The sequence below is a fragment of the Aeromonas sp. A04 genome (assembly GCF_047780465.1).
Lineage (GTDB): Bacteria > Pseudomonadota > Gammaproteobacteria > Enterobacterales > Aeromonadaceae > Aeromonas > Aeromonas bestiarum.
This window is the reverse complement of record NZ_JBLNHP010000008.1, coordinates 90,115-116,355: the sequence shown is the minus strand read 5'-3', so window position 1 is coordinate 116,355 and position 26,241 is coordinate 90,115. Positions and strand designations below refer to the sequence as shown.

General features: G+C 60.2%; 21 protein-coding genes and 1 pseudogene. 9 read left to right on the top strand and 13 right to left on the bottom strand.

What is annotated here, in order from left to right:
* Nucleotides 1–24: 24 nt before the first annotated feature.
* A complete protein-coding gene (gene ovoA / locus ACM3N8_RS19390) occupies nucleotides 25–2,175 on the bottom strand; it encodes a 5-histidylcysteine sulfoxide synthase (protein WP_416016504.1) in 2,151 nt (716 codons plus the stop codon).
* Between the two features lie 358 nt (nucleotides 2,176–2,533).
* Between ovoA and ACM3N8_RS19385 the strand changes: the two genes are divergently transcribed.
* The gene (locus ACM3N8_RS19385; RefSeq protein ID WP_043554611.1) at nucleotides 2,534–3,256 is read left to right on the top strand and encodes a head GIN domain-containing protein; all 723 of its coding nucleotides are present in this window, start codon (nucleotides 2,534–2,536) and stop codon (nucleotides 3,254–3,256) included.
* Nucleotides 3,257–3,322: 66 nt separating this feature from the next.
* On the opposite strand, the gene fghA is transcribed toward ACM3N8_RS19385, so the two are convergent.
* Together fghA and ACM3N8_RS19375 are read right to left on the bottom strand one after the other, a co-directional pair.
* Nucleotides 3,323–4,159, bottom strand: coding sequence for an S-formylglutathione hydrolase (gene fghA, locus ACM3N8_RS19380; protein WP_043554610.1), 837 nt, complete (start codon nucleotides 4,157–4,159; stop codon nucleotides 3,323–3,325).
* Nucleotides 4,160–4,207: 48 nt separating this feature from the next.
* Nucleotides 4,208–5,335: an S-(hydroxymethyl)glutathione dehydrogenase/class III alcohol dehydrogenase gene (locus ACM3N8_RS19375; protein ID WP_290019271.1), complete on the bottom strand. Its 1,128-nt coding sequence runs from the start codon at nucleotides 5,333–5,335 to the stop codon at nucleotides 4,208–4,210.
* Nucleotides 5,336–5,455: 120 nt separating this feature from the next.
* Between ACM3N8_RS19375 and ACM3N8_RS19370 the strand changes: the two genes are divergently transcribed.
* Nucleotides 5,456–6,361 carry a LysR substrate-binding domain-containing protein gene (locus tag ACM3N8_RS19370; RefSeq protein ID WP_043554608.1) on the top strand — a complete coding sequence of 302 codons (906 nt, stop codon included), beginning with the start codon at nucleotides 5,456–5,458 and terminating at the stop codon, nucleotides 6,359–6,361.
* Between the two features lie 75 nt (nucleotides 6,362–6,436).
* On the opposite strand, the gene ACM3N8_RS19365 is transcribed toward ACM3N8_RS19370, so the two are convergent.
* The 4 genes from ACM3N8_RS19365 to ACM3N8_RS19350 all read right to left on the bottom strand — a co-directional run bounded on the left by ACM3N8_RS19365 (nucleotide 6,437) and on the right by ACM3N8_RS19350 (nucleotide 11,268).
* Nucleotides 6,437–7,402, bottom strand: a complete 966-nt coding sequence (locus ACM3N8_RS19365) for an ABC transporter permease (protein WP_042866829.1) — start codon at nucleotides 7,400–7,402, stop codon at nucleotides 6,437–6,439.
* Between the two features lie 2 nt (nucleotides 7,403–7,404).
* Nucleotides 7,405–8,523 carry an ABC transporter permease gene (locus ACM3N8_RS19360; protein ID WP_042866832.1) on the bottom strand — a complete coding sequence of 373 codons (1,119 nt, stop codon included), beginning with the start codon at nucleotides 8,521–8,523 and terminating at the stop codon, nucleotides 7,405–7,407.
* Between the two features lie 82 nt (nucleotides 8,524–8,605).
* Nucleotides 8,606–10,186 carry an ABC transporter ATP-binding protein gene (locus tag ACM3N8_RS19355; protein ID WP_241280475.1) on the bottom strand — a complete coding sequence of 527 codons (1,581 nt, stop codon included), beginning with the start codon at nucleotides 10,184–10,186 and terminating at the stop codon, nucleotides 8,606–8,608.
* 83 nt (nucleotides 10,187–10,269) lie between these two features.
* Nucleotides 10,270–11,268 (bottom strand): BMP family lipoprotein, encoded by a 999-nt coding sequence (locus ACM3N8_RS19350; RefSeq protein WP_043139487.1) that lies wholly within the window; start codon nucleotides 11,266–11,268, stop codon nucleotides 10,270–10,272.
* Between the two features lie 430 nt (nucleotides 11,269–11,698).
* On the opposite strand from ACM3N8_RS19350, the gene uvrD reads away from it, so the two are divergent.
* Complete coding sequence (gene uvrD, locus ACM3N8_RS19345; protein ID WP_103472655.1) at nucleotides 11,699–13,870, top strand: DNA helicase II; 2,172 nt, start codon at nucleotides 11,699–11,701, stop codon at nucleotides 13,868–13,870.
* Between the two features lie 895 nt (nucleotides 13,871–14,765).
* Complete coding sequence (locus tag ACM3N8_RS19340) at nucleotides 14,766–16,010, top strand: YecA family protein (RefSeq protein WP_416016503.1); 1,245 nt, start codon at nucleotides 14,766–14,768, stop codon at nucleotides 16,008–16,010.
* 341 nt (nucleotides 16,011–16,351) lie between these two features.
* Here the strand turns inward: ACM3N8_RS19340 and ACM3N8_RS19335 are convergent, their stop codons facing one another.
* Nucleotides 16,352–17,296 (bottom strand): transposase, encoded by a 945-nt coding sequence (locus ACM3N8_RS19335; RefSeq protein WP_241280477.1) that lies wholly within the window; start codon nucleotides 17,294–17,296, stop codon nucleotides 16,352–16,354.
* A gap of 180 nt (nucleotides 17,297–17,476) precedes the next feature.
* On the opposite strand from ACM3N8_RS19335, the gene ACM3N8_RS19330 reads away from it, so the two are divergent.
* On the top strand, nucleotides 17,477–17,836 hold the full coding sequence (locus tag ACM3N8_RS19330; protein ID WP_416016502.1) for a hypothetical protein: 360 nt from the start codon (nucleotides 17,477–17,479) through the stop codon (nucleotides 17,834–17,836).
* A 44-nt stretch (nucleotides 17,837–17,880) separates the two neighbouring features.
* A complete protein-coding gene (locus ACM3N8_RS19325; RefSeq protein ID WP_098981061.1) occupies nucleotides 17,881–18,381 on the top strand; it encodes a DUF1993 domain-containing protein in 501 nt (166 codons plus the stop codon).
* Between the two features lie 95 nt (nucleotides 18,382–18,476).
* Here the strand turns inward: ACM3N8_RS19325 and ACM3N8_RS19320 are convergent.
* From ACM3N8_RS19320 to ACM3N8_RS19310, 3 genes and pseudogenes are all read right to left on the bottom strand, one after another.
* Nucleotides 18,477–18,926, bottom strand: a pseudogene (locus ACM3N8_RS19320) (SRPBCC family protein).
* A gap of 74 nt (nucleotides 18,927–19,000) precedes the next feature.
* Nucleotides 19,001–19,513 (bottom strand): cupin domain-containing protein, encoded by a 513-nt coding sequence (locus tag ACM3N8_RS19315; protein ID WP_290019264.1) that lies wholly within the window; start codon nucleotides 19,511–19,513, stop codon nucleotides 19,001–19,003.
* A gap of 78 nt (nucleotides 19,514–19,591) precedes the next feature.
* The gene (locus ACM3N8_RS19310) at nucleotides 19,592–20,248 is read right to left on the bottom strand and encodes a DUF3313 domain-containing protein (RefSeq protein WP_290019263.1); all 657 of its coding nucleotides are present in this window, start codon (nucleotides 20,246–20,248) and stop codon (nucleotides 19,592–19,594) included.
* 330 nt (nucleotides 20,249–20,578) lie between these two features.
* Here ACM3N8_RS19310 and ACM3N8_RS19305 point away from each other — a divergent pair, with 330 nt between their 5' ends.
* Nucleotides 20,579–21,262, top strand: coding sequence for a chromophore lyase CpcT/CpeT (locus ACM3N8_RS19305; protein WP_290019262.1), 684 nt, complete (start codon nucleotides 20,579–20,581; stop codon nucleotides 21,260–21,262).
* A gap of 18 nt (nucleotides 21,263–21,280) precedes the next feature.
* Here the strand turns inward: ACM3N8_RS19305 and ACM3N8_RS19300 are convergent, their stop codons facing one another.
* Entirely contained in the window at nucleotides 21,281–22,177 is an 897-nt protein-coding gene (locus ACM3N8_RS19300; RefSeq protein ID WP_098981056.1) for a LysR family transcriptional regulator, read from the bottom strand.
* Between the two features lie 101 nt (nucleotides 22,178–22,278).
* Here ACM3N8_RS19300 and ACM3N8_RS19295 point away from each other — a divergent pair, with 101 nt between their 5' ends.
* Nucleotides 22,279–22,899 (top strand): LysE family translocator, encoded by a 621-nt coding sequence (locus ACM3N8_RS19295; RefSeq protein ID WP_290019261.1) that lies wholly within the window; start codon nucleotides 22,279–22,281, stop codon nucleotides 22,897–22,899.
* 166 nt (nucleotides 22,900–23,065) lie between these two features.
* Complete coding sequence (locus ACM3N8_RS19290) at nucleotides 23,066–24,271, top strand: DUF2920 family protein (RefSeq protein ID WP_348689032.1); 1,206 nt, start codon at nucleotides 23,066–23,068, stop codon at nucleotides 24,269–24,271.
* 92 nt (nucleotides 24,272–24,363) lie between these two features.
* On the opposite strand, the gene ACM3N8_RS19285 is transcribed toward ACM3N8_RS19290, so the two are convergent.
* Entirely contained in the window at nucleotides 24,364–25,473 is a 1,110-nt protein-coding gene (locus ACM3N8_RS19285; RefSeq protein ID WP_198315362.1) for a YeeE/YedE thiosulfate transporter family protein, read from the bottom strand.
* Nucleotides 25,474–26,241: the final 768 nt, after the last annotated feature.

Below are 26,241 nucleotides of genomic sequence, written 5' to 3'. Positions count from 1 at the left end.
CACGACCCGTGCCGTCGCCGCTCTCTAGCGCTTACGCCAGACGGTGAGCTGGGCCAGGGTGTGCTGATACTTGCGGGCGGTCTCGCGGATCACGAAGGGCACGTCCCTGGGCGGGCAGTGCTCCTTGAACTCCTCCGTCAGCAGCCGTTGCAGCGCCTGATAGGTGCTGAGCGCCTCGCCATTTTCACGGATGCCGCCAAGCCAGTTGGCCTTGGGGGTGTAGCCGGTCAGCCAGGTGTAGGGGCTGGTGAGCACCAGCAGGCCGCCGCTGCGCAGGCGCGGCGCTATGTCGCGCAGGAAGCGGGCCGGTTCGCGCAGCCGGTCGATCAGGTTGGCGGCGAGCACCAGATCGTAGTCGCCGTATTTGGGCTTGAGGTTGCAGGCATCCCCCTGGCTGAAGTGGACGCGCCCGGCCTGCTCGGCGTCGAGATCCTGGCTCGACAGCCGCGCCTCGCAATATTCCACCAGATCTCCCTCCAGTGGCACGGCATAGCGGAAGCTGTCCTGGCTGGCGAGGGCGAGTGCCACGTCGATGAAGCGGGCCGAGTAGTCCACTCCGTCCACATGCTGGAAGTGACGGGCCAGTTCGAAGCTGGCGCGACCTGTGGCGCAACCTATGTCCAGCGCCCGCTGGTGGTTGCTGCACAGCTCGCTGGCCAGGTCTGCCAGGGTCTTGGCGTAGTTGGCCACGCCGAAGTGGGCCGGACCGTACTGAAAGTCGAGGTATTGTGCAACGAGCGTGTCGGTTTCATAAGGATTCACGATAACGGGTTCCTGATAACGGGAGACCAGATAGCGGAAGCCCGCATGCTGGAAGAAGTGGCGGCGAAAGGCGTAACGGGATGACTTGAGGGCCTCGTTGCCCGTGCTTGCCCAGCTGCCGCCCTTGATGAGGGTGTGCTTGCCATCGAAGGTAGGGGTGGAGAAGTCGTCGTAGAGCGGGTGTACCTTGAACCCCTCGAAGCCGTCGATGGCGGTGCTGGTCCACTGCCAGACGTTGCCCACCAGATCGAAAAAGCTGCCCTGGGGGAAGGCGTCCACCGGACAGGACGAAGCGAAGCGGGCCAGATAGAGGTTGCCGGGTGCCTCAACCCAGTCCGGCTGATCCCCCGCCAGCTGATCGCGCAGCAGCGCCCACTCCCCCTCGCTCGGCAGCTGGATGGGCAGCCCGGTCTGGGCAGCTTTCCAGCGGCAGAAGGCGGCGGCCTCCAGCTGATTGACCTCGGCGGGCCAGTCCCAGGGCATGGCCACCCGCTCCGTCATCAGCCGCAGTTGCAGTTGCTCGGGTTCGCTGGGATCGCCGACCCAGAAGCTGGGCATGCGCGCCCTGGCATACTGGCACCAGCCCCAACCCTCCTCATCCCACCACTGCTGCTGCTCATACCCCCCCGCCTGCACGAAGGCGAAATACTCGGCATTGCTGACCAGCATGCGGCTGGCCTGAAAGGGGGCGACGTCGATGTGGCGCTCGCCATATTCGTTGTCCCAGCCGTAGGTGGCATCCTGCTTGCCGAGCCGCACCCTGCCCCCTGCCACCGGCAGTAGGCTGTTGGCAGGCACGTCCGCCATCTGATGGCGTACCTGGGGGCAGGCGGGCCAATAGGGGCGGGGCCGTACCCAGGCCAGTGGCAGCTGGCGGATCAGCACGCTGGAGGTCTCGAGGTGGATGCGCTCGTGCTCTATCCCCATCAATATGACCCAGGCCGGGCTCTGCCAGTCGATGGGCAGGGTCAGCGGCATCCGCTCGATGAAGTCGACCACCAGGGCGCGCACCTGTGCGCGGTAGTCGCGCAGCTCGGCGACGGCGGGCCAGTCGTAGTGGGTCTCGTCGAGATCGTCCCAGCTCATCTCGTCCACCCCGATGGCCACCATGGCCTCGATGCGGGCGTCGAGCCGGCTGTCGATGAGGCGGGCCGCCAGCAGCTTGTTGATGAAGAAGGCGGCCGTGTGGCCGTAGTAGAAGATCAGCGGGTGGCGCAGCGGGATCGCCTTGTTGAACCAGGCGCGCTCATCGGCCAGACAATCGAACAGCGAGTCGTAGAGATCGAAGGTCTGGCAGAAGTAGGCCAGCAGTTCACGGCGCTTCTGCTCGGGATCGCTGCCGGTCAGCAGCGGGGTGCGGGTCGGCTCAGGCAGGCCGACGGCGGTGTAAAACGAGGTGCTGACTTGGGTCACGCTCTGACTCCTTGTTGCAGTGAAGACTGACAAGACAGTGGTAAATGCATCGATGGAGAGCTCTATACGCACAAGGTATCACTATTGGCTCAACGGACTGGCGCCACAACAAAAAACTTCCACGGTTTGTCAGCATAGCGACCCTGCGGGAGGGCTGCCAACCGACCGGGCTCTCCCCGTTTTGGGATGGTCATTTTTACCAAATTATGGTCTGAATGACTCTCTGTATAGTGATGATGCTGACATGGGAAAGTTAAATGATGATGAAAATCATGCGGTTGATGATTTGGCATGGGGTTTGCCATCTATGAGGACCAAACGGTCTGAAGACGGCCAGAACACAACGAGGAGAGTGGCGATGAAATGGATGATGGGCATTATGCTGGTCGTGGGGCTCAGTGGTTGCAGCTGGCTGGATGATACCCGGGTAAGTGGGGCGGGGGCCGTGATCGAGCAGCAGCACGCCATGGGTCGGCAGGTGACCAGGATACTGGCTGGTGTGCCCGCCAGTATCCATCTGGTCGCGGGTGAGGCGAGCGGTATTCATATCAAGGGGCAGGAGAACCTCTTGCCCTATCTGGTGCTGACCGAGAAGGGAGACAAGCTGGAGATAGAGGTGAAGGATGGCTATCGGCTCGATCCCACTGAGCCGCTGGAGCTCACCATCACACTGCCGGAGCTCCATGAGCTGGCGCTGGCGGGCACGGGCAGCGGCGATCTGCATGGCTTCAAGGGTGACCAGCTGGTGCTGTCGGTGGCCGGCACGGGCGACATAGTCGCCAGCAAGCTGGATCTGAACCGGCTGGAGGGCAACATAGCCGGTTCGGGCAGCCTGGATCTGGGTGAAGGCTCGGCCAAAGCCGTGGAGCTGAACATAGCCGGCGCCGGCGATGTGCTGGGCGCCGGTCTCAGAAGCGATCAGGTCGAGATCAATATCGCCGGCAGCGGGGATGTGGAGGTACGGGCTCGGGATCGGCTCAAGGTCGGCATCGCCGGATCCGGTTCGGTCAGCTACTGGGGTGATCCCAAGCTGGAGAGCAAGATCGCGGGCTCGGGTGACGTGACCCGCCAGGGCAGCTGACGCCGCTGGCCTCAAGCCGACAATCGAACGCAGAAAAGAGACAGGCCCGTGACGGGCCTGTTTCGATCAGAGGTGGCGGGCGTGGAAGCGCAGGTGCGCCTCGATGAAGCTCGCCACAAAGTAGTAGCTGTGGTCATAGCCGGCATGGCGGTTGAGCTCCAGCGGCCAGGCCTTGCTGGCGGCCGCATCGGCCAGGGCATCTATGTGCAGCTGCTCGGTGAGGAAGGGGTCGTCCAGCCCTACATCCACCAGAGTCGGCAGCGGCGTCACCTCATGGTGGCGCAGCAGCTGGCAGGCATCCCACTCCTGCCACAGCAGCGGATTGTTGCCGAGGTAGGCGCCGAGCGCCTTCTGGCCCCAGGGGCAGCGACTCGGGTGACTGATGGGGCTGAAGGCCGACACCGAGCGGTAGCGACCGGGTTCCCGCAGGGCGGCGATGAGCGCGCCGTGGCCGCCCATGGAGTGGCCGCTGATGGCACGCCGGGTCGAGACCGGGAAGTGGGTCTCGATGAGCTCGGGCAGCTCGCGGGTGACGTAGTCATACATCTGGTAGTGATCGCGCCAGGGATGCTGGGTGGCATTGACGTAGAAGCCGGCCCCCATGCCGAGATCGTAAGCGGGGTCGTCCGCCACGTCTTCGCCGCGCGGGCTGGTGTCCGGTGCCACCAGGGCTATGCCGAGCTCGGCGGCGATGCGCTGTGCCCCCGCCTTCTGCATGAAGTTTTCATCGGTGCAGGTGAGGCCGGAGAGCCAGTAGAGCACGGGCACCTTCTGGCCGGTGAGGGCCTGAGGCGGCAGATAGATGGCGAAGCGCATCTCGCAGCCGAGCAGGCTGGAGCTGTGGCTGTAGCGCTTGTGCCAGCCATCGAAGCTCTTGTTGCTGCTGATAATGTCCAGATTCATCGAGGAACTCCTGCACCCCGCCCGCGGCGGCGGGCGGGGTGATCATGCTCAGTAGTGGATGACGGTACGGATGCTCTTGCCTTCGTGCATCAGCTCGAACGCCTCGTTGATCTGCTCCAGCGGCATGGTGTGGGTGATGAAGTCATCGAGGCGGAACTCACCCTGCATGTAGCGCTGCACGTAGTTCGGCAATTCGCTGCGACCGCGCACCCCGCCGAAGGCGCTGCCGCGCCAGACCCGGCCTGTGACCAACTGGAACGGACGTGTGCTGATCTCCTGACCCGCGCCGGCCACCCCTATGATGACAGACTCGCCCCAGCCCTTGTGGCAGCACTCGAGCGCGGCGCGCATCACCTTGACGTTGCCGATGCACTCGAAGGAGAAGTCGACGCCGCCATCGGTCAACTCGACGATCACTTCCTGGATGGGCTTGTCATAGTCGTTCGGGTTGATGCAGTCGGTCGCGCCCAGCTTGCGGGCCAGTTCGAACTTGCTCTCGTTGATGTCGATGGCGATGATGCGGCCGGCCTTGGCCAGACGGGCGCCGATCACGGCGGAGAGGCCTATGCCACCCAGCCCGAAGATGGCGACGCTCTCACCCTCTTTGACCTTGGCGGTGTTCATCACGGCGCCTATGCCTGTGGTGACGCCGCAACCCAGCAGGCAGACCTCCTCCAGCGGGGCGGCCGGGTCTACCTTGGCGATGGAGATCTCCGGCAGCACAGTGTATTCGCTGAAGGTGGAGGTGCCCATGTAGTGATAGATGGGCTGGCCATCCTTGGAGAAGCGGGTGGTGCCGTCCGGCATCAGCCCCTTGCCCTGGGTGGCGCGGATCTTCTGGCACAGGTTGGTCTTGCCGGATTTGCAGAACTTGCACTCGCCGCATTCGGGGGTGTAGAGCGGGATCACGTGATCCCCCACCTTGACGCTGGTGACGCCGGCGCCGACGGATTCGACTATGCCGCCGCCTTCATGGCCCAGGATGCAGGGGAAGACCCCTTCCGGATCTTCACCGGACAGGGTGAAGGCATCTGTGTGGCAGACGCCGGTGGCGACTATGCGTACCCGCACTTCACCGGCCTGGGGTGGCATGACCTCCACCTCTTCGATGGAGAGGGGCTGACCCGGTCCCCAGGCGATGGCGGCTTTACACTTGATGCTTTGAACCTGTGCCATGAATGACATCCTTCTTGTTGCGGTAGGTGAACAGAGATGAACTCAGGTATGCAGTGTAGTTTCCCTTCGATTTGGTGATAATAAGGCTAAATATCAAATCACTTTTACACACAGGTAATAATGCTCGGCTGGGAAGGGATCTGTGAATTTGTCAGCGTGGCGGAGCAGGGGGGCTTTACCCCGGCGGCGCGCAAGCTGGGGGTGTCGGTGGCTCAGGTGAGCCGACAGGTGGCGCAGCTGGAAGACAGGCTGCAGGCCAAGCTGCTGCTGCGCACCACCCGCCAGGTACGGCTCACCGAGCTTGGCGAAATTTACTATCGCCACTGCCGCCAGCTGCTGGACAACCTCTACGAGGCCGAGCTGGCGGTGGGACGCCATCAGGCGGTGCCGCAAGGGTCTTTGCGGATCACGGCGCCCGTCTCCTATGGCGAGAGCCGCATAGCCCCCCTGGTGAACGACTTCATGGTGCGTTTCCCCCAGCTGGAGGTGACCCTCAACCTCACCAACCAGCTGCTGGATCTGGTGCACGAAGGCTACGATCTGGCGATCCGGCTCGGTCACCTCAAGGATTCGACCTTGGTGGCGCGCAAGCTGGCGCAGCGGGTGCCCTATGTGTGCGCCTCGCCGGCCTACACGGCCCGTCACGGCATCCCCAACAGCCTCTCCGAGTTGACTCGCCACCGCTGTCTGGTGGGCAACAGTGACGACTGGTACTTCACCCTGGACGCTCGCCCCCACAGCGTGCGGGTGCACGGTCTGCTGCAGTGCAACAGCGGCCACGCCCTGCTGGACGCGGCGCTCAAGGGGATCGGCATCATCCAGCTGCCGGACTACTACGTGAGCGACCATCTGGCCCGGGGCGAGCTTGTCGAGCTGCTGCCCGAGCTGCGGGCACCGGAGGAGGGGATCTGGGCCCTCTACCCCCACAACCGCCATCTCTCCCCCAAGGTGCGGCTGCTGGTGGATTACCTGGCCGAGCGGCTCAGCGATCCCCATCAGCCCGCGCTGGTGCGACCGGTGGGTTGAGGGGCGGGCGGTATGGAAACGGAGATAAAAAAGGCCCGCTTGTGCGGGCCTTTTTGCATGGCATGAAGGAGAGGGCTATTCCCGTTCCTTGACGTAGGGGGTGCCGAGCGCCTTGGGGGCCACCGCCTTGCCGATGAAACCGGCAAGCAGGAACACAGTCAGTATGTAAGGCAGCGCCTCTATGGCCTGCACCGGAATGGCGAAGCCACCTATGCTGACCCCTTGCAGCCGGATGGCGACCGCATCGAGGAAGCCGAACAGCAGGCAGGCCGCCATGGCATTCCAGGGGCGCCACTTGCCGAACACCAGCGCCGCCAGCGCCATGAAGCCCTTGCCCGCGCTCATGTTGGGGATGAACTGGGCCGTCTGGGCCACGGCCAGATAGGTGCCACCTATACCGGCCAGCAGGCCGCCTATGATGAGCGCGGTATAACGCATCCGCACCACGGAGATGCCGGCGGTGTCGACCGCCGCCGGCGCCTCGCCCACGGCGCGCAGACGCAGGCCGAAGCGGGTGCGGAACAAGACCCACCAGGCCAGGGGCACGGCGGCAAACGCCACGTACTCCAGCAGGGAGTGGCCGCTCAGCAGCTCGCTGTAGAGCTGGCCTATGACGGGCACGTCATACAGCTCCTTGGCGTAGGGCAGATCTATGGGGGCGAAGCGTGCCGCACCGGACAGCGCCGGGGTCTGGCCACCCTGATCGAACCAGTAACGGCCCAGGGTGACGGTCAGACCGGCCGCCAGTATGTTGATGGCCATGCCGCTCACCACCTGATCGCCCCTGTGGGTGATGGTGGCAAAGCCGTGCATCAGGGCGAACAGGATGGAGACGCCCACACCCGCACCCAGACCAATCCAGGCAGAGCCGGAGACGGCCGCCGCCGCGCCGCTGGCGAACGCCGCCGCCAGCAACTTGCCTTCCAGCGCTATGTTGACCACACCGGAGCGTTCACAAAACATGCCCGCCATGGCGGCCAGGATCAGCGGCGGTGCGGTACGAATAGTGGCATCCAGCATCAGGATCAGAGTTTCGAACATGATCAGACTCCCTTGGCTTGCGCGGATGAGCGGTTGGCAAACGCCAGATAGAGCTGCTCGATGCGCGGACGCATCATGTGCTCAAGGGCGCCACAGAACAGGATCACCAGACCCTGCAGCACCACCACTATGTTGCGGTCGACCCCGAACTCGAAGCTGAGTTCGGCGCCCCCCTGATAGAGGAAGCCAAACAGCAGGCTGGCGATGATGACGCCGACCGGGTGGTTGCGTCCCATCAGGGCCACCGCGATACCTGTGAAGCCGAAGCCTTCCACGAAGTTGAGCTTGATCTGGTGCAGTTCACCCTGCAGCACGTTGAGGGCGAAGAAGCCTGACAGCATGCCGGAGATCACCATGGCCAGGATCACCACCTTGGGATAGGAGATGCCCGCATAGGCGGAGGCGCTCTGGCTGGCGCCCACGGAGCGGATCTCGTAGCCCCAGCGGGTATGCCAGATGAAGACCCAGACCAGGGCCGCACAGATCAGCGCCCAGAAGAAGCTGATGTTGAGCGGGCTGTTGGGCATCTCCATGCCGAAACCGCTCGCCAGCTCGCTGACCTTGGGCAACCAGCTCGCCTCGGCAAACACCTTGCTCTCGGTCGCCATGGAGCCCGCCGGCTTGAACACCTCGACCAGCAGATAGGCCATCAGGGAGGCGGCGATGAAGTTGAACATTATGGTGGTGATGACGATGTGGCTGCCGCGTTTGGCTTGCAGCCAGGCCGGGATGAAGGCCCAGGCCGCACCGAACAGGCCGCCGGCTATGATGGCCAGCGGCAGCAGCAGGGCGAACGGCAGGGAGTCGCCGAGCAGCAGGCAGACCAGGCCGACGCCGAGGCCGCCGATATAGGCCTGGCCTTCACCGCCTATGTTGAACAGGCCGGCATGGAAGGCCACCGCCACCGACAGGCCGGTGAAGATGAAACCGGTCGCGTAGTAGAGGGTGAAACCGACCCCTTCGCCGGTGCCGAAGGCGCCGTACCACATGATCTTGGCGGCATCGACCGGGTTGATGTCGAGGTAGTAGAACAGGATGGCCGACACCAGGAAGGCCAGCAATATGTTGACCGCGGGCAGCACGCCCACGGAGATCCAGGCAGGGATACGTGCTTGGCTCATGAGCGAGCCTCCTTGGCAATCTCGTCGGGGACTGGTGTGTTGACCATCATCAGGCCGAATCCGTTACAAGTGGCTGTGACCTTCATGATGTGGCTCCTTGCGATTGGTTTGCCGCCACCTCGTCGGGAACTATGTTCGCCATCATCAGCCCTATGGTGCGCTCATCCGCCTTGGCGCCGTCCAGCTCACCGACGATGCGACCGTCGGCGATGACCAGGATCCGGTCAGACAGGCTCATGATCTCGTCCAGCTCCACCGACACCAGCAACACGGCCTTGCCCTTGTCGCGCATGGCGATGATCTGCTGGTGGATGTACTCGATGGCACCGATATCGACCCCGCGGGTCGGCTGGCCGATCAGCAGCACATCCGGGTTCTGTTCCACTTCCCGGGCGATCACCAGCTTCTGCTGGTTGCCACCGGAGAAGTTGGCCGTCTTGTGGTCGGGATGGGGCGGGCGCACGTCCCACTTGTCCATCTTGGCCTGGCAATCCTGCAGGATCGCCTCCTTGTTCTGCAGCCAGCCCTTGTTGTACTGGGGGCGGCGGTGATAACCCAGGATGAAGGCCTCTTGCGCCTCGAAGCGGTTGATCAGCCCCATCTTGTGCCTGTCTTCCGGCACATGGCCCAGGCCATAGTTGCGTACCCGCTCGGGATCGGCCGGATGCGCCACGCTCACCTCGTGCGCCTGACCATTGCCTGTGATGGTGAAGCTGCCCTTGCTGGGCTTGATGATGCCGCCGAGCAGGCTGAGCAGCTCGGACTGGCCGTTGCCGGAGACGCCGGCGATGCCGACCACTTCACCGGCCCGTACCTCGAAGCTGACGGATTTGACCCGCTCCACCTTGGCATCGTCGAAGTAACTGAGCCCGTTGACTCTGAGCTTGGCCTCGCCCGGCTGGGTCGGGCCCTTGTCGACCTTGAGGCGCACCTTGCGGCCCACCATGAGTTCGGCCAGATGCTCCTTGTCGGTATCCTTGGTGGCGACGTGGGCCACCATCTCGCCCCGGCGCATGATGGAGACCTGATCCGTGATGGCCAGGATCTCCCGCAGCTTGTGGGTGATGAGGATGATGGTCGCGCCCTGATCCCGCAGCTTTTTCAGCACCTCGAACAGGTGATCCGCCTCTTGCGGGGTCAGCACCCCGGTCGGCTCGTCGAGGATCAGGATGCGGGCACCGCGATAGAGCGCCTTGAGGATCTCGACCCGCTGTTGCAGGCCCACCGGCAGATCCTCGATCTTCTCGTGCAGCGGCACGTCGAGACCATAGTCCCGCGCCAGCTCGCCGAGCAGCTTCTCGGCCGCCGCCAGGCTCTGGCCCAGGTGCCAGCCGTTTTCCGCGCCGAGGATGACGTTCTCCAGCACGGTGAAATTGTTCACCAGCATGAAGTGCTGGTGCACCATGCCCACGCCTGCGGCAATCGCATCTTGTGAGCCATGGGGTTTGAAAGGGTTGCCGTCGATGAACATCTCGCCTCTGTCGGCGTGGTAGAAACCGTAGATGATGCTCATCAGAGTCGACTTGCCGGCGCCATTTTCGCCGACGATACCGTGAATACTGCCTTTTTGAACCTTAAGGTCGATCTGCTTGTTGGCGTACACTTCGCCGAACCGCTTATCGATACCCCTTAATTCGATGGCATAGCGATCTGTCTGGTCCATGATGCAGTCCTTGCGGGTCATGAAGAGAGACTAAAAACCGGCCCGTACGGGCCGGTCGTTGGGTTGAGAGTAGTAGCGGTTACTCAGTATTTGCAGCTGTTGTCGCTCATATAGTCATGAACTTTGACCTTGCCGGAGATGATGTCGGCCTTGATGACGTCAACCTTGGCTTTCATGTCTGCGCTGATCAGCTTCTCGTTGTCTTTGTCGAGTGCCCAATCCACACCACCCTCGGCCAGGCCCAGGTTCTTGATACCCGGTTTCCAGGTGCCCTTGGCGGCGTCATCCCAGGTCTGATAAGCGGCCAGACCCACGGATTTGACCATGGAGGTCAGCATGGTGCCCGGTTGCAGGTGGTTCTGGTTGGAATCCACGCCGATGGCGAACTTGCCTTCATCCTTGGCTGCCTGGTAAACACCGATACCGGTACCGCCGGCCGCGGCATAAACCACGTCGACGCCCTTGGCGAACTGGGACTTGGCCAGCTCGGCACCCTTGGCCGGGTCAGCAAACGCTGCCGGGGTGGAGCCTGTCATGTTCTGGAACACTTCGATCTTCGGATTGACGTATTTGGCACCCTGCTCGTAGCCGCACTCGAACTTGCGGATCAGCGGGATATCCATGCCGCCCACGAAGCCGACCTTGCCGGTCTTGGAGGCGATGGCTGCCAGCGCACCTACCAGGAAGGAGCCTTCATGCTCCTTGAAGATGAGGGACTGCACGTTCGGCTTGTCGACCACCATGTCGATGATGGTGAACTGGGTTTTCGGGAATTCGGTCGCGACTTTCTCGACGGCCGAGCCCATGTTGAAGCCGACGGCGACGATCGGGCCGTTGCCACGGCTGGCCAGACGACGCAGGCCCTGCTCACGCTGGGCTTCGTTCTGGGGTTCGAACTCCTTGACCTTGACGCCTTTGTCCTTGTTGTAGACTTCGACGCCGTTACGGAACACGGCTTCGTTGAATGACTTGTCGAATTTGCCGGCGGTGTCATAGATGACGGCGGGCTGGGAAGCTGCCTGAGCAGAAAGGGCAGCGAGAGTGAGGGTGGCAACGGTGGCCAGCTTGAGCACTTTAGTCACGATCGTATCCTTGATTGTTATGTGAGGGTCCACAACCTGCCGGAGCAGGCCATAAAGCACGCTGGCTAACTGTAAGTGAGCCACGGTGCGGGTCAAGGAGATCATAAAGGAAAAACGTTTGCGGTAACGGTTTGAAATATAAGCAAATCAATTTATAAGTGGTTGTTTTGATGCCTGTTTTCAGATTTAAATTCTGCAAAAACCGGGTTTCAAATGACATTTTTGTTTATATTCATATGGTTATAAGCAAGCGTTTTCGCCCGGCTGGCTAAAAAGTGGTTTCTATTGGTGCCTGTTTATGTTCTACGCCCGTTTTGGTCTCTCTCGACCCAGGCCTGACATACCCGATGGCGCCGGTCGTTCACACCGATTTGGTCTGTGGCGCCACAGGTCGTATAATCCCCGCCTGTATAAATAAACAGGAGTGGTGATGGACGTTTCAACCCTGCTCGACGGGCTCAACGACAAGCAAAGAGATGCCGTTGCGGCGCCCCGCAGCAACCTGCTGGTGCTGGCCGGCGCCGGCTCGGGCAAGACCCGGGTGCTGGTGCACCGTATTGCCTGGCTGATGCAGGTGGAGCGTTGCTCACCCTTCTCCATCATAGCCGTGACCTTCACCAACAAGGCTGCCGCCGAGATGCGCGGCCGGGTCGAGAAGGTGTTGGGCAGCATGCAGCGCGGCATGTGGATAGGCACCTTCCATGGTATCGCCCACCGTCTGCTGCGGGCCCACCATCTGGATGCCGGTCTGCCGCAGGATTTCCAGATCCTCGACTCAGACGACCAGTACCGTCTCATCCGCCGCGTCATCAAGGCGCTCAACCTGGACGAGAAGCACTGGGCCCCGCGCGCCGTGATGAGCTACATCAACGGCAAGAAGGACGAGGGCTTGCGCCCCGGCGACATCGACCTCTACGGCGACCCCGTCACCCGCACCTATCAGCAGATCTACCAGACCTATCAGGAGACCTGCGATCGCTCCGGGCTGGTGGATTTTGCCGAGCTCTTGCTGCGCGCCCACGAGCTGTGGCTCAACAAGCCGCACATCCTCGAGCACTACCGCGACCGCTTCCAGAATATCCTGGTGGACGAGTTTCAGGATACCAACGGCATCCAGTACGCCTGGCTGCGGATGCTGGCGGGCGACAGCGGCAAGGTGATGATAGTCGGCGACGATGACCAGTCCATCTACGGCTGGCGCGGCGCCAAGATAGAGAACATCCAGCGCTTCCTGACCGATTATCAGGGCGCCGAGACCATACGCCTGGAGCAGAACTACCGCTCCACCGCCAATATCCTGAAAGCGGCCAACTGCGTCATCGCCAACAACTCTGAGCGGCTCGGCAAGGAGCTGTGGACCGAGGGGGCCGAGGGCGATCCCATCTCGCTCTACGCCGCCTTCAACGAGGTGGACGAAGCCCGCTTCGTGGTCGGCCGCCTCAAGGACTGGAAGGAGAAGGGGGGCCTCCTGGCCGACTGCGCCATCCTCTACCGCTCCAACGCCCAGTCGCGGGTGCTGGAAGAGGCGCTGATGCAGGACGCCATGCCTTACCGCATCTACGGCGGCCTGCGCTTCTTCGAACGGCAAGAGATCAAGGACGCCATGGCCTACCTGCGCCTCATCAACAACAGAGGCGACGATGCCAGCTTCGAGCGGGTGGTCAACACCCCGACCCGTGGCATAGGCGATCGCACCCTGGAGATACTGCGGGCCAACGCCCGGGATCAGGGCCAGAACCTGTGGCAATCGGCCAAGGGGCTGCTCAACGACAAGGTGCTGACCGGTCGTGCCGGCAACGCGGTGCGCGGCTTCGTCGATCTGCTGGATGCGCTGGAAGAGAAGGTCTCTCTATTGCCGCTGCATCAGCAGGCGGATATCGCCATCCAGCACTCCGGCCTCAAGGCCATGTATCTGGCGGAGAAGGGCGAGAAATCCCAGGCGCGGGTGGAGAACCTGGACGAACTGGTCACCGCCTGCCGCCAGTACCAGCGCCCGGACGAGCTGGAAGACATGAGCGATCTCTCCGCCTTCCTCGCCCATGCGGCGCTGGAATCCGGCGAGAATCAGGCGGACGAATATGCCGATGCGGTGCAGCTGATGACGCTGCACAGCGCCAAGGGGCTGGAGTTCCCGCTGGTGCTGCTGGTGGGGGTGGAGGAGGGCATGTTCCCCAGCCAGCAATCCACCGAGGAGTCGGGCCGGTTGGAGGAGGAGCGCCGCCTCTGTTACGTGGGCATGACCCGCGCCATGGAAAAGCTCTACATCTGTTATGCCGAGAGCCGCCGCATCTACGGCCGCGAGATGTTCCACAAGCCGAGCCGCTTTATCCGCGAGATGCCCGCCGAGTGTCTGGAAGAGATCCGGCTGCGCACTCAGGTGAGCAGACCCACCCAGTACGGCCGCTTCAGCCAGAACGAGGTGCAGCAGAGCTTCGACGCCAGCGGCATCACGCTCGGCCAGCGGGTGCTGCACCCGAAATTCGGGGAAGGCATAGTGCTGAACTTCGAAGGGGTCGGCCAGCAGAGCCGGGTGCAGATCCAGTTCGACGAGGTCGGCGCCAAGTGGCTGGTGACGGCGTATGCCCGCCTTGAGGCGCTGTAAGGCGCAGCGCACCCGCCATCAATAGAAAAGGAGCCGTTGGCTCCTTTTTTGTCAGTACTGTAGGTTCGATTAGCGAAGCGTAATCGGACGTTCGCGTCATGGGTAGATTGTGTGGCTGGCTGCTGGCAGCACGGCTGGCGCCGTGCAGGACGCGAGGGCAGTGCCCTCGACAGGGTTTCGCCCGCCCTTCGGGCTGGGGCGAGTAACTTTTCTTTGCGTGGCCAAAGAAAAGTCACCAAAAGAAAGGCCACCCCCGCCAATCCGCTGGCTTCGCCAGTCTCCTCGGTCCAGAGTCAACGTCGGACGGGCCGCCGCAGACGGCACATCCCTGTGCCGACTGCGGCTACGCCATCATCCCTGATGGCGTCCCTGACGTTGCCTCTGACCCTCGGCGGATTGGAGGGGGATCAATACCGTGCCCACCTTTGGCTTCGGTGCTCTATCCGAATTTTGGGGAAGAGTTAGCGCGGAACGTCAAAGGAATCGAGCAGCATCGCCAGATGCAGATCCTGTTCGATGACGTCGGCGCCAAATGGCTGGTGACGACTTAATGTGAGGCTGGAAGCGCAGTAACTCCCCTCAACTTTGACTTCACTAACCCTCCTCAGGCTGGGTTGTGGCTTTATCGTTCAAGCCTTAATGAAACGAATGTATAACCTAGAACATAACTCGATAGGGTAACTACTGGGATGACGACAGATTGTTCAAGAACTTAAAAAAGAGTGGCTGCCAGCCACTGGATATCGGCAGCCATAATAGAAAACTTTGTCACTAAGTAGATCTGTCTTTCACTAGTTGAAAGCATCTCATATGGTAAACGCTACGGGCTTTATTCAAAACTTGCAATGTTGTACACTGTCCCATAGGCTAAAATAAGAATTTTTTGAATTTTTACATGTCTATGGAAGTAGGCAATGGGGCTAATATGACTAGCATATTTATAGCGAATTCACCCTCTGTACAAGTTAAAGTTGCTGCGAAAGAGATAACAAATAAAGAAAAAATTGAATTTATTTGGGGGTATCATTCTGAAAATGACATTAAGGATTTATCTGAAGGTATTTTGTCTACAATTTTTTCCAGTTTAATAACACATGATGAGGTTTATCTTAAACCTACAACCATTTTATTTTTGATTAAGGAAATAGGCATTGTCGACGTACTGAAGCTACAAGAGCAAAAAATATTCAAGGTGGCGTTCGGACTCGATGATTTTGTGGTCAAACTAGGTCGAGAAAATCTATCCTTAGCAGCGTTTACGTTTGAGTGGTCATCCATTGAAGGTGTTGAAAAACGGATATTAAAAGAGAATAAAACCACAAAGGATGACGCAAATAAGTTAATTCAATACATTGAAAATAATTCTGTTTTCTGTGAAAAAGAAAAGACGAAAATAGTTACGTCAGAAATATCATCAGATTTATCCAATGCCAAAATAAGAACTAGTTTAGGAATTAACAGCCAGTCACTAGAAGAACTTTCCCCTTTTGATTCTTATAGCCTAATACGTTTATCTACTATTGCACAGGGGCTAATCATTCAGAATGGTTTAGGGATTGACTCAATATACCAAGATGGATATACGAAAGATTATATAGGTTCAAAATTTGGTGCATTTTCCTCAACAATAGGGAGTGATCCCACGCAGGTTTTTGGAAAGATACTGAACCTCAAGGGAATTCCAGACATATACTCTCTATATAAAAAGAAAGTTATTGGAGTTGACGACATAATAAATTACAGGAAGAATTTCAATGGTACAATTTTTAGAGAATGGCTTGCATCAGAAGACTATTCACAAGAAGAGGTCGTCAGAACCCTGATAAACAATGAGAGTAAAGAAGGGCAGGCAAGTAAACTTATTCGTTTTTTATACCCAAACATAGTGGGAGTACTAAATCCAGTACTAGGGGCAGCAGCATCGGCTTTCGATAGCTACATCGTCGGCAAGGTACTAGATGGATGGAAACCATCATTGTTTCTTGATGATGTTTTGAAGCGAAATGTAGATAATAAAATTAGAATCTTCAAAAGACAAAAAGAGAAAGAGAAATTTATTGAGAGATTCGGGTCTGTAGGTCGTAATGATCCATGTCCTTGTCAAAGTGGGAAAAAATTCAAAACTTGCCATGGAGCCTAACTGGGAATCCAGGATCCTCACTTTTCTAGCGGAGGCGTAGCTGGTGAAGCTACGCCGTTTTCTTTAATTGAAGAGATATGGTCACTTAACTAACTTGCTCTCCATCACCCCTTGCTTGCCCTCCTCTTCACTGACCTGACTCAGCTTGGAGCGCAAAATCTAGGACACCCATCTTTCTGAGTAAGCCGTAGCCAGGCTGGTGATGAGGTGATGGTTGGCTCGGTGGCTGGAGCGGGAGCGACAAGGTGACGGTTCTGGCCTTTAAAGCCTCTTGTTCAGGCATGCGTCATGCCCGGCATCGGATGACATGCCGGGGTGTGATATGAAGCGGGACTCGCGATTCAAAGAGGCGGCTGGTGACATCGTTGCTGGCCGCAGTGCTGTGCGAACAGTTGGCAATGTTCCCTGTCACCCACGGCTCTGATGCCTTGCCGCCGAAACAGCGTCACTTGTCGCAACCATTGCGCAGTATCAAGGCCAAGTCGTTGCAGGATGGGAGCAAGGTGAGCCGCAATATGGCCCCGTTTGTCGGTTCTGACGGCTCGCCCTGTCCAGTCGACCAGCGCCAGGTAGTCGGTAAAGAGGTAGGGCAGGCCATCACTTCTACTGGAGAACGGCAGCAACAGAGGTGGCAATGGTGCTGCGGGTTGTTGGTCAGCGAGGCGCTGTTTGATGCTGGTGTAATCGCTCTCTTCCGGTCTGTCGGCAATCGCTGCCCGTATCGGATTGAGGTCAACGTAGGCCATGCAGGCCAGCAGGGCTGACTCGGTGAGCAAGGCCTGACTTTTGAAGCGCCCTTCCCAGAAATGGCCCTTGCAACCATCTTCCAGATTGGCCTGGCGGGCCAGGTTTTCATTGAGCAGCCGAACGAACCAGCTGATGGAATGCAGCCGCTCACGCCATTGGGCTATCAGCTGTTGTATGACCATAAGTTCCGGTTCAATCAGGGATTCCCCCTGATACCAGCGCCGCACCAGCAGGGGCCACTGAAATAGTGCCGCCCAACGCTCGGCTATCTCCCGCTCGTTCCAGTTGGTGGCCGTATCAGGCTCAACCTTGAGCACCAGGTGGTAGTGATTGTTCATCACCGCATAAGCGCAGACGCCGATGGCAAACAGTCGCGACAGCTGGCTCAGCTTGTCGACCACCCACTGGCGTCTGTGTTCGTAACTCTGGCCGGAATGGGCATCTTCGCCGCACAAGAAGGCCCGCCGCACGCAGCGACTGACCACATGGTAATAAGGCGTATCTTGCAGACTGATTTGACGGGAACGGGCAATGGTCATGGCAACCTCCTGCGATATCCCTTTCAGTCAAGAACAGAGGTAAAGCGCTGTCAAAAAGGTGGGTGTCCCAATATGCCTCCCAATATGCCTCCCAATATGCCCTGACCGCTTTTCACCACCCACGGCCGCACTATGCCAAGCTGAGTTGGATGCTGAATAACGGAGTAGCTGGAGGGGCTCATGTCACCGCTGCAACTGATCGATGACCTGTTAGATTTTATCGACTGTATTACCGACTTTCCGCGCTACTGGCGCGTCTATGTGGGGATCGCGGCTACCACATCTGCCGGCATGGCGGTCGCCAATCTGGTTGATTCGCCCGAAAAGTGGGGGTCGCTCTACTGGGTGATCGGGATAGTTGGCGTAGGGCTGACGATCTTCTGGCAACAAAAAGGTGGGTGTCCCAAGATTCCTCCCAAGATGCCCTTGGTAAAAGATGGGTGTCCCAATATGCCCTTCATATGTAGCTTCCTGTCGATGGCCATACCTTGTCGCGGTGGTTGTGGGGTGGGGGTGATACTGCGGGGGGATGCGCTATAGTGGTGCCGCTCGTTTAACTGCCTTCAACCAACCGAGAACGCACCATGAACCGTGATATTGCTGCCCAGTTTATCAAGATGCTGACCAACCTCGACCTGTGCCTGGCCAAGGCCGCCGCCCATGCCGAGGCGAAGCAGTTCAATGTGGAGAACTTCTTCGGCGATCGGCTGATCGTCGACATGCTGCCGCTCAGCAAACAGGTGCTGATCTGCTGCGATTCGGCCCGTGCCTGTGTCGCCACCGCCAGCCATGGCGAGCAGCCCGTGATGGGGGATGAGCCCAGGACCATGGCGGATCTGCGCGCCCATATCACCAAGACCATCGCCTTTTTGCAGAGCAAGCTGGATGCCGATTTCAGCCAGTTCGAGAGTGGTCGCTATGTCCCCCACTGGGCGGGCGGCAAGGGCATGGATGGCCATACCTGCGTGCACGAATACGCCATCCCCAACTTCTATTTCCACCTCACCATGACCTATGCCCTGCTGCGCCGGGCCGGGGTCGATCTCGGCAAGCGGGACTATCTGGGCGGGTTGAACCTGCAATAAGTCTCAGGGTTGCCGGAATGAAGAGAGCCTGCCATGTGGCAGGCTCTCTTTTTTGGGCGGGCTGACGCGCGCAACCCGCTCGGGCCTGTACCCGGCTACTCCCCCGGGATCTCGGGTTCGACCAGGGCGGCCAGCTGGGTCAGGGACTCCTGCCAGCCGAGATAGCACATCTCCACCGGTATCACCTCGGGGATCCCGGCCTGCTCTATGGCAAGCTCGGTACCGCAGAGCACACCGGTCAGGCTGATAGTGACGTGCATCACCCCTGGCAGGTTGGGGTCGTCGAAGCTGTCGGTGTAGCGGATGCGCTTGCCGGGTTCGAGCTAGAGGTACTCGCCGCCGAAGGCGTGGCTGTGACCCGTGCCGAAGCTGGTGAACGCCATCCGGAAGTGGCCGCCGATCCTGGCCTCCAGCTGCGCCACCCGGCAGGTGAAGCCGTGGGGCGGCAGCCACTTGGCCAGCGCATCCGCCTCGATGAAGGCCCGATAGACCCGCATCGGCGGCGCCTTGAGCACCCTGTGCAGTCGTACTGTTCCCGTCGTCATGGTCAACTCCTCCTGATTGAGATCCGCATCAAGGATAGTCGCCAGCGCTGGGTCATTCCGGTATGAGCGCCGGATCAGAAGGGGCCGTTACTTTCGCGCAGCCGGTCTGGCAGGCCGTCGTGATCCCCCAGCTCGCGCTCGGGCACTGCATCCCAGTGGCGCTTGCCGATCTGGCGGTTGTACTCGGGGTGCAGGGCGTAGTGGATGCGGTTGTCTGAGCGATCCCTGTCCCCCACGCAGAGCAGCCGCACCGGCTCATCCGTGTTGTTGATAAAGGTGTGGGCCAGTCCGTCACCGGCCTTGAAACCCACCGAATCGCCCGGTTGCAGTCGATGGAGCACCCCATCGAGCCAGACATCCGGTGTCCCTTCCAGCACGTGGACGAACTCGTCCTCGGTCTCTTCGGCGTGGGGCCAGCTGGTGCGGTGGCCGGGCTCGACCAGCTCGTGGTGAATGCCGATGCGGCTGAAGCCAAAGTGCCTGCCAAGAGCGCTGCCGCGCGACATGCGCTCCTCACTGCCTGGGTAGGATCCCGGCTCCGGCTCTTGCAGCTCGCGCCAGTGTTTGATGTTGGGGTGACGGTTCATGACGACTCCTTGTCACTGAAAGGGGAAATAACCGGCCCCGTCCGCTGGGCGCACTGGGCCTGGATGTGGCAAGCCGGACTAGCGGCCCAGATTGTCGGTCAGCTGTTTGGCGCGGCTGGCGGCCCACTGATCGATCATTTTCTCCATCTCGTCGGCCGTGATGGGGGAGTCCTTGTGGGTGGTATCCGGGCTCTCGCGGGCATCCATCACCCGCACCAGCAGCTTGCCGCTTTGGGAGTCGAGCAGCTGGGCCATGCTGCCCACCTTGAGCAGGTAGGGCTCCTTGCCGATCACTTCGCGGGTGACGTTGATGGCGATCTTGGCGGGCAGCAGATCCCGCAGTTTGGGGTCGGGGCGGGTCAGATCGAAGTTGGTGATGGCAGCCTGCACCCGCATCACGCCGGGGCCGGGGGCTGTGGCGATCTGCACGCCCTGGCTGAGCAGTTCGCGCTGGAAGGTGGCGTGGTAGTAGCGGCCGATGTCGTTCTGCTCGTTGGCGGTCAGCAGATACCAGTGGCCGTTCTCCTGGCGGATGAACTGTAGCGGGTCGAGCAGCACCTGGTGGTACTGGCGCAGATCCACGCCGGGCTCCTTGTAGACGCGCTGGTTGGCGTTGCTTTCGCTCGGTTGAAAGGCCGCCAGCGGGATCGCCTGCAACCCCTGCGATACCTGATTCTTCACTGCGCAGCCACCCAACAGGATGGCCACCATGCCTGCGATTACGGCTCTCTTCATCTTTGCTCCTGATATGCATGACCTTTGCATCCGATGCGCAAGGCGTTGCAAGAGAAATAACCGATTCAAAGAGCGCCCACAAGAGGAAGCCGTGGCCCGTTCAGCCGTCATCCAAGTTATCGGCAGGCAGGCCTCGTTTGTCGCTTTCTGGGTGAGCTGGCCTGCCTCCGTGCCGGCAGGTGACGGGGCCATGGAACCCGGCGCCGCCGTCACTTCCTTTCGCTAACACTGTGATTTTTCAATGGATCGGCAAGGATTTGATCAAGATTGCGGTTATTGCGGCCATTCGCTCATATAATCGCCGCCATGAAAATGATTCGGAAGGATTCGATGGTCACGCTGATGGCGGCCCTGTGCGGGCTGCTCTGCACCTGCCTGGTATGGGCGGCGCCCGCCCCCTTTATCGCCATCCCGACCGGCCCGTCAGCGGCCAGGGCGACGACGGCTCAGGTCAGCATGGAACCGCTGCTCTCCTGGTTTACCGGCGAGTTCTCCAGCCGCGAGCAGGCCAGTTATGACACCCGTTTCACCAGCGCCGAGCTGCGGCTGGTGGAGATCTGGCCCGGCTACAAGGGCTTTCGCTGGGTCTATGCCGAGCAGTTCCTGACCGAGCGGGCGGTGCGTCCGTTTCGCCAGCGTATCTACCGTTTCTCTCCCGTCCCCGATGGCCGCATCCTGATGGCCGAACTGACCATGCCCAGAGCCGTCGACTTCGCCGGGGCCTGGCGCGACCCCAGTCTGCTGAACTCCCTCACCCCGCAACAGCTCTCCCTGCGTCAGGGCTGCGAGATCTGGCTGACCCGCCAACCCTCGGGGGAGTACGCGGGCCACAGCAAGGTCGGCAGCTGCTCCACCAATTTCGGCGGTGCCAGTACTCTGGTGCAGTACCTCTGGATCGGCCCCGACAGCGTCAGGCTGCTGGACCGGGCCTATGACAACGAGGCCCATCAGCGCTGGGGCAGCCCGGGCGAGGGCTATGTCTATCTGCGCAAGGCGACGCTGCGGGGGGAGTAACCCGGCCTGGCCTGCCTCTCAGGCTGGCAGATCCAGCTCATGACGGTGGTCGCTGAGGTAGTCGATCAGCAGCCGCAGGCGCAGCGGCATGGGCTCCCTGGCCGGATAGAGCAGGTTGACCGGGCGCGGGGCGGGCAGGGCATCCGGCAGTATCTCCAGCAGGGCGCCGCTGGCCAGCTCCTGGTTCAGCAGAGCCCTGGGTTGCAGCACTATGCCCGCATGATTCAGGGCCGCCACCTTGAGGGCACTGCCATGGTTGCTGATGAACTGGCTGTCCCACAGGTGCAGATGTTCGAGGGGAAACTCCTCGGCCAGGCTCGACTGCGTCAGCCAGGGGGTGAAACCCAGGCAGCGGTGACGGGCCAGATCCGCAAGTTCGACCGGAGTGCCGTGGCGTTGCAGGTAGTGTGGCGAGGCACAGAAGACAGAGGCAGAGCTGGTCAGTGGGCGGGCTATGTAGGCGGCATCCTTGGGAGTGCCGACCCGAAAGATGAGGTCGAAGCCGTCGCCGATCACATCGACCAGCCGATCGCAGAGATCCAGTTCGATGCGGATCTGCGGGTACTGCGCCATGAAGCGACACAGCAAGGGGGTCAGCCGATAGCTGCCGAAGGTGATGGGGGCATTGATGCGGATCTTGCCTGCCGCCTGACCCGTGTGGGCCCGGGTGTTCTGCTCCAGCTCCCGATAGTGTTGCAGCAGGTTCTGGCAACCGCCGAGGTACTCTCTGCCCGCCTCGGTCAGGCTCTGGCAGCGGGTGTTGCGGTTGAGCAGGCGGGAACCCACCCTGGCCTCCAGCCATTTGATGTATTTGCCGATCATGGCCGGCGTCATCTCGAATCGCTCCGCCACGGCACTGAAGCTGCCTGCGCGGGCGACCTCGACGAAGATCTCGATGGCGGTCAGACGATCCACTCTAAACTCCTGGTTTATAAAGCCGAGCGCCACTATGTCTGGCTGGCGAAGAGGCTGTCAATATACTGGGCGGCACTTGCACGACGATGGAATACCCTGTGATGAGCCTCGAATATTACGCCCTCTACCTGCTGCTCGCCGTGGGGACTGTGCTCAGTCCCGGCCCGGCGGTGATCTACACCATAGGCAACACCCTGACCCGGGGAACCCGCCACGCCATCGCCGGCTTTGTCGGAGTGGCGGTGGGGATATTGATGGTGGCGACCCTGGCCTCGCTGGCGGTGCTCTGGTTTACCCACTGGCTGGCCGAGGGGCAGCAGATCCTCACTCTGGGGGGCGCCCTCTACCTGCTCTATCTGGGGGTGAACTCCTGGCGTCAACGCGCGGTCAGCCCGGTCGTGGGTGCCAGTTCGGATCGGGATTGCGGCCGCAGTTTCGCCAAGGGGGCGCTCATCAGCCTGCTCAATCCCAAGGCGATCATCTTCTTCACCAGCCTGTTTCCCCAGTTCATCAATTTTCGTCAGGGGGCGCTGGGCCAGTGCATGCTGCTGGCGCTGACCTTCAGTGCCGTGGTGCTGGTGGTGCACGGCGGCTACTGTCTGGTGTTTCGCTGGGTGGGCATGCAGGGATATGGCGAGCGCTTCGCCAGGGGGATCAACCGGATGTCGGCCGTGATGTTCACCGGCTTCGCGATCCTGCTGCTGATCAGGGCGCTGGGTTGAGGTTCTGGCGGGATGAGGCCCGCTCGTGTCTTGCGTAAGCGTGGTATCGAGACGCTCGCAGTGAATTCAGGCACAGCCAGGAAAATAAGATTCCATTGACGCCGACAATGCAGCATGCTCCGTTCTTTCGGGGAATGGCGCCGTGATAGCCAGGATCCCAACTGGAATGGTTGAGGTGATGCGGGCTGCATCATCTTCCAACAAGGTCGACATCATGTCTTATTACGAACACAGCGTTGCCGGTCATCCCGATGTCGAATTGGGGCTATGCGGCGATCGCCTGGTGCGCTACCGGATCCACTGTGCCGAGCAGGCCGGTAGCGGCCTGGTGGTCTATATCCCTGGATTTGGTGGCGATCTGGGTGCTTATAGCGAGGTATTTTGCGAGAGAGTCGCCACGCAGCATGGTATGGCGGCGCTGTGCGTCGACTATTTCTGCATGCGATCGCGCCCTTCGGTAGGGGCTGGCATTTCATTGCTGCCGGGTGAGCGGGAGCGTGCGCTCTCTCTGCTGGCGTTGCCATTGGATACGCCAGATACCGCGCTATTGCGTGCGCTGGATAGTTTCCAGCCGGATGCGCCACTGCGTTTTCAGGGTTTACTCACGCCACCGGACGGTGCTTATCAGAACTTTGGCGTGATGGCGGCGCTCGATATTCTCAACGCCATCGAAGATGCCATGTGCCGCTACAGTGGCAATCGCGACAACCTGATACTGGTGGGATCCTCCTATGGCGGCTATCTGGCGCAGCTGGTCAACAAGTTCCGCCCGGGTTACGCCCGCGCGCTGTTTGACAACTCCTCCTGGGCTGAACCCAATCTGGCGTATGTGGTGGGGCGGGATATAGGGGCGGTGGAGTACCAGTGCACGCTGCAAGGCGGGGTGGAACTGGCATTGTGCGTGGATTCTCCCTGGCGGATGGTGGCCGGGCACCCTCATGAGTTTGACGTGGATGCCTTCATCATCCGCTCCTTCAGTGCCTCCCAGCTCGATCAGATGGCGGAGCAAGGAGGGACGGCCACCTTCTGTCTTATGGTGCACGCCATCCATGATCCCATCGCTCCCACCGAGGCCAAACTGGCCATGGCGCGAGCCATGCTGGCACGGGGCTTCAACGCCGAGTTGGTCCTGTTCGATGAGTCCAGCATTGATGGTGACTTCATTCGCAACATGGAACACGGTATGGGACTCTCCATGCTGCAATTTTTCGAGCAGGGGCTGGCCCTGCTCGCCGAACGCTCGCCAGACTTTCAGGCCAGTCAGGCTACTGAAGTGACCCTGCAAGCGGGCCATTCCATCTATCACCTGGACTTTGGTTGTCCCCTGGTGCGATTGCATCGCCACCGTATCGAGAGCATGGTGCCAGCCTGACGTCCCATGCCGGGGTTGCCTTGAATGGGGCGTTTGCCAAAACAACAACGGGGGCCAGGCCCCCGTTGTTGTTGATATGAATGGAAAGTAGGTCAGAGCTTGAACAGCGGGCGCAGGCGGATGCCGATCAGGCTGCCGGCCAGGGCCATCAGCATCCAGACCCAGCCGTGCAGGCTGCCCGATGCCGTGCCGTCGAAGAAGCCACCCAGGTTGCAGGCGCTGTACATGGCGCCCATCCCCATCAGCAGGCCGCCGAGAATGGATGCCAGGCTGTTGCCGAGCCGCATCGGGGCAAAGTTGCCGCCACCGCTGATGCAGCGCGCCAGCATGGCCCCCAGGATCCCCAGCCAGAACATGCCGACCATGGGATTGATGAAGAGTGGCTGGGCCAGTTTAGGGTTCCCCTCGAACAGGCCGAACAGGGAGGCGCCGCGCAGCGCCATATCATAGACGGCGCCCGTGATGGTCCAGGCCGAGCCGTGCAGGGCGACGACGCTGGAGTTGAGCAGGGCGATCAGGATGCCGCCGGTCAGCACGGTGAAGCGGCCGTCGCGCCAGAACAGGTTGCCACCGCTGAAGAGGGGCTTGAGCTCGCCGGTGCGCTTGAGCTCGCTCTTGCGAAACAGCAGGAAGAGCACGGCGACCAGCGCCAGGTTGAGCAGCATGCCGCTCCAGATATTGCCGGTCAGATCCTTGGCCAGTACCACATGGCTGGAGAAGGTGGCATCCAGCATGGGGCGGAACTGGTTGCTGATCAGGGTGCCTATGCCGTAGCAGAGCAGCACCAGCCAGAAGCGGGGTTGCCCCTCGCCGCAGCAGTAGAGGGTGCCGGTGGCGCAGACGCCTGCCAGCTGCATGCCGATGCCGAACAGGAAGGCGCCGACGATGAAGGGAATGCCGATGGCCATCACGTTGCCCACCATGGCATCGCCAAACAGGGCGTGACTAAAGGAGAGGAAGCAGGTGAACAGCAGGATTTCGATGGCGATGGTGAGCAGGTGAACCCGCACATAGTAGCTGTTGCGCTTGGTCAGCATTTCGCGCCAACCGAATACGATGCCGAAGCGGCTGAAGGAGAGGGTGAAGCCGAAGCCGAATCCGATCAGGGCCATCAGGGCCCATTTCATACCAAAGGTGTTGCCGAGCCAGAGTAACGCTCCCCCCGCGATTGCCACGATGGGGAGCGACCATTTTCGATTCATGTTGTTGTTTCCTGTGCGTCATGAGTGAGTGAAGCCGTGCATCCTATTCCCACATTGAGTCCGATTCCAGCGCGGATCCGCGCCTGTGACGGAAAATGAAAGCAAAACCCCATCCAGATCAATTCCTGGCAAGGGCCCCTGGCGAAATGAGGATGAATCTATTTCAGGGGCTGAAAATAATGGTGTGACGAGTGTGAAACTAATTAAATTGAAAAAGATGAATTTAAATTTTGCGCCATCGAATGCTTTTGGGTAGAATCTCGGCGTGTTATCAGCAGATGGAAGGATATTATGGAAAGCGACAGTTGTAGCCGATTGCAAATCGCGATGTGGGCTTACCAGAGCTGAGGTTGATATCCTGTCTTCCCCCTCACTCTGATCGCTCAGAGTGCAGCATCTATATGAGTCACCTTCGACTCTCACAACCGCTTAATCCCGGCCTTCATCAGGGATTGCCGTTGTAAATCTGGATTGTTCCGCTCACCTGCGAGCCATGCCGCCTCGCGACCCCTGCAATTGAACGCTTCATCATGCGCCCCGGGTGCTGCCCGTCAGGGCCGCCACAGCGTCGGATCCGTGCATCCGTGCCGTGGCCGGGAAGTGATCGAGCGTAAAATAACAAGATGGACAATACCATATTGAAAACGGATTCGTTTTCGATAGGACAGGTTGCGAAATAAAATAATCAACGTGATTGCTCAATATATTTCGGTCGTAACAAGGGTTACGCCGTAATATTTCCATGGGGTGCGGTTTTCTCCGTTATCT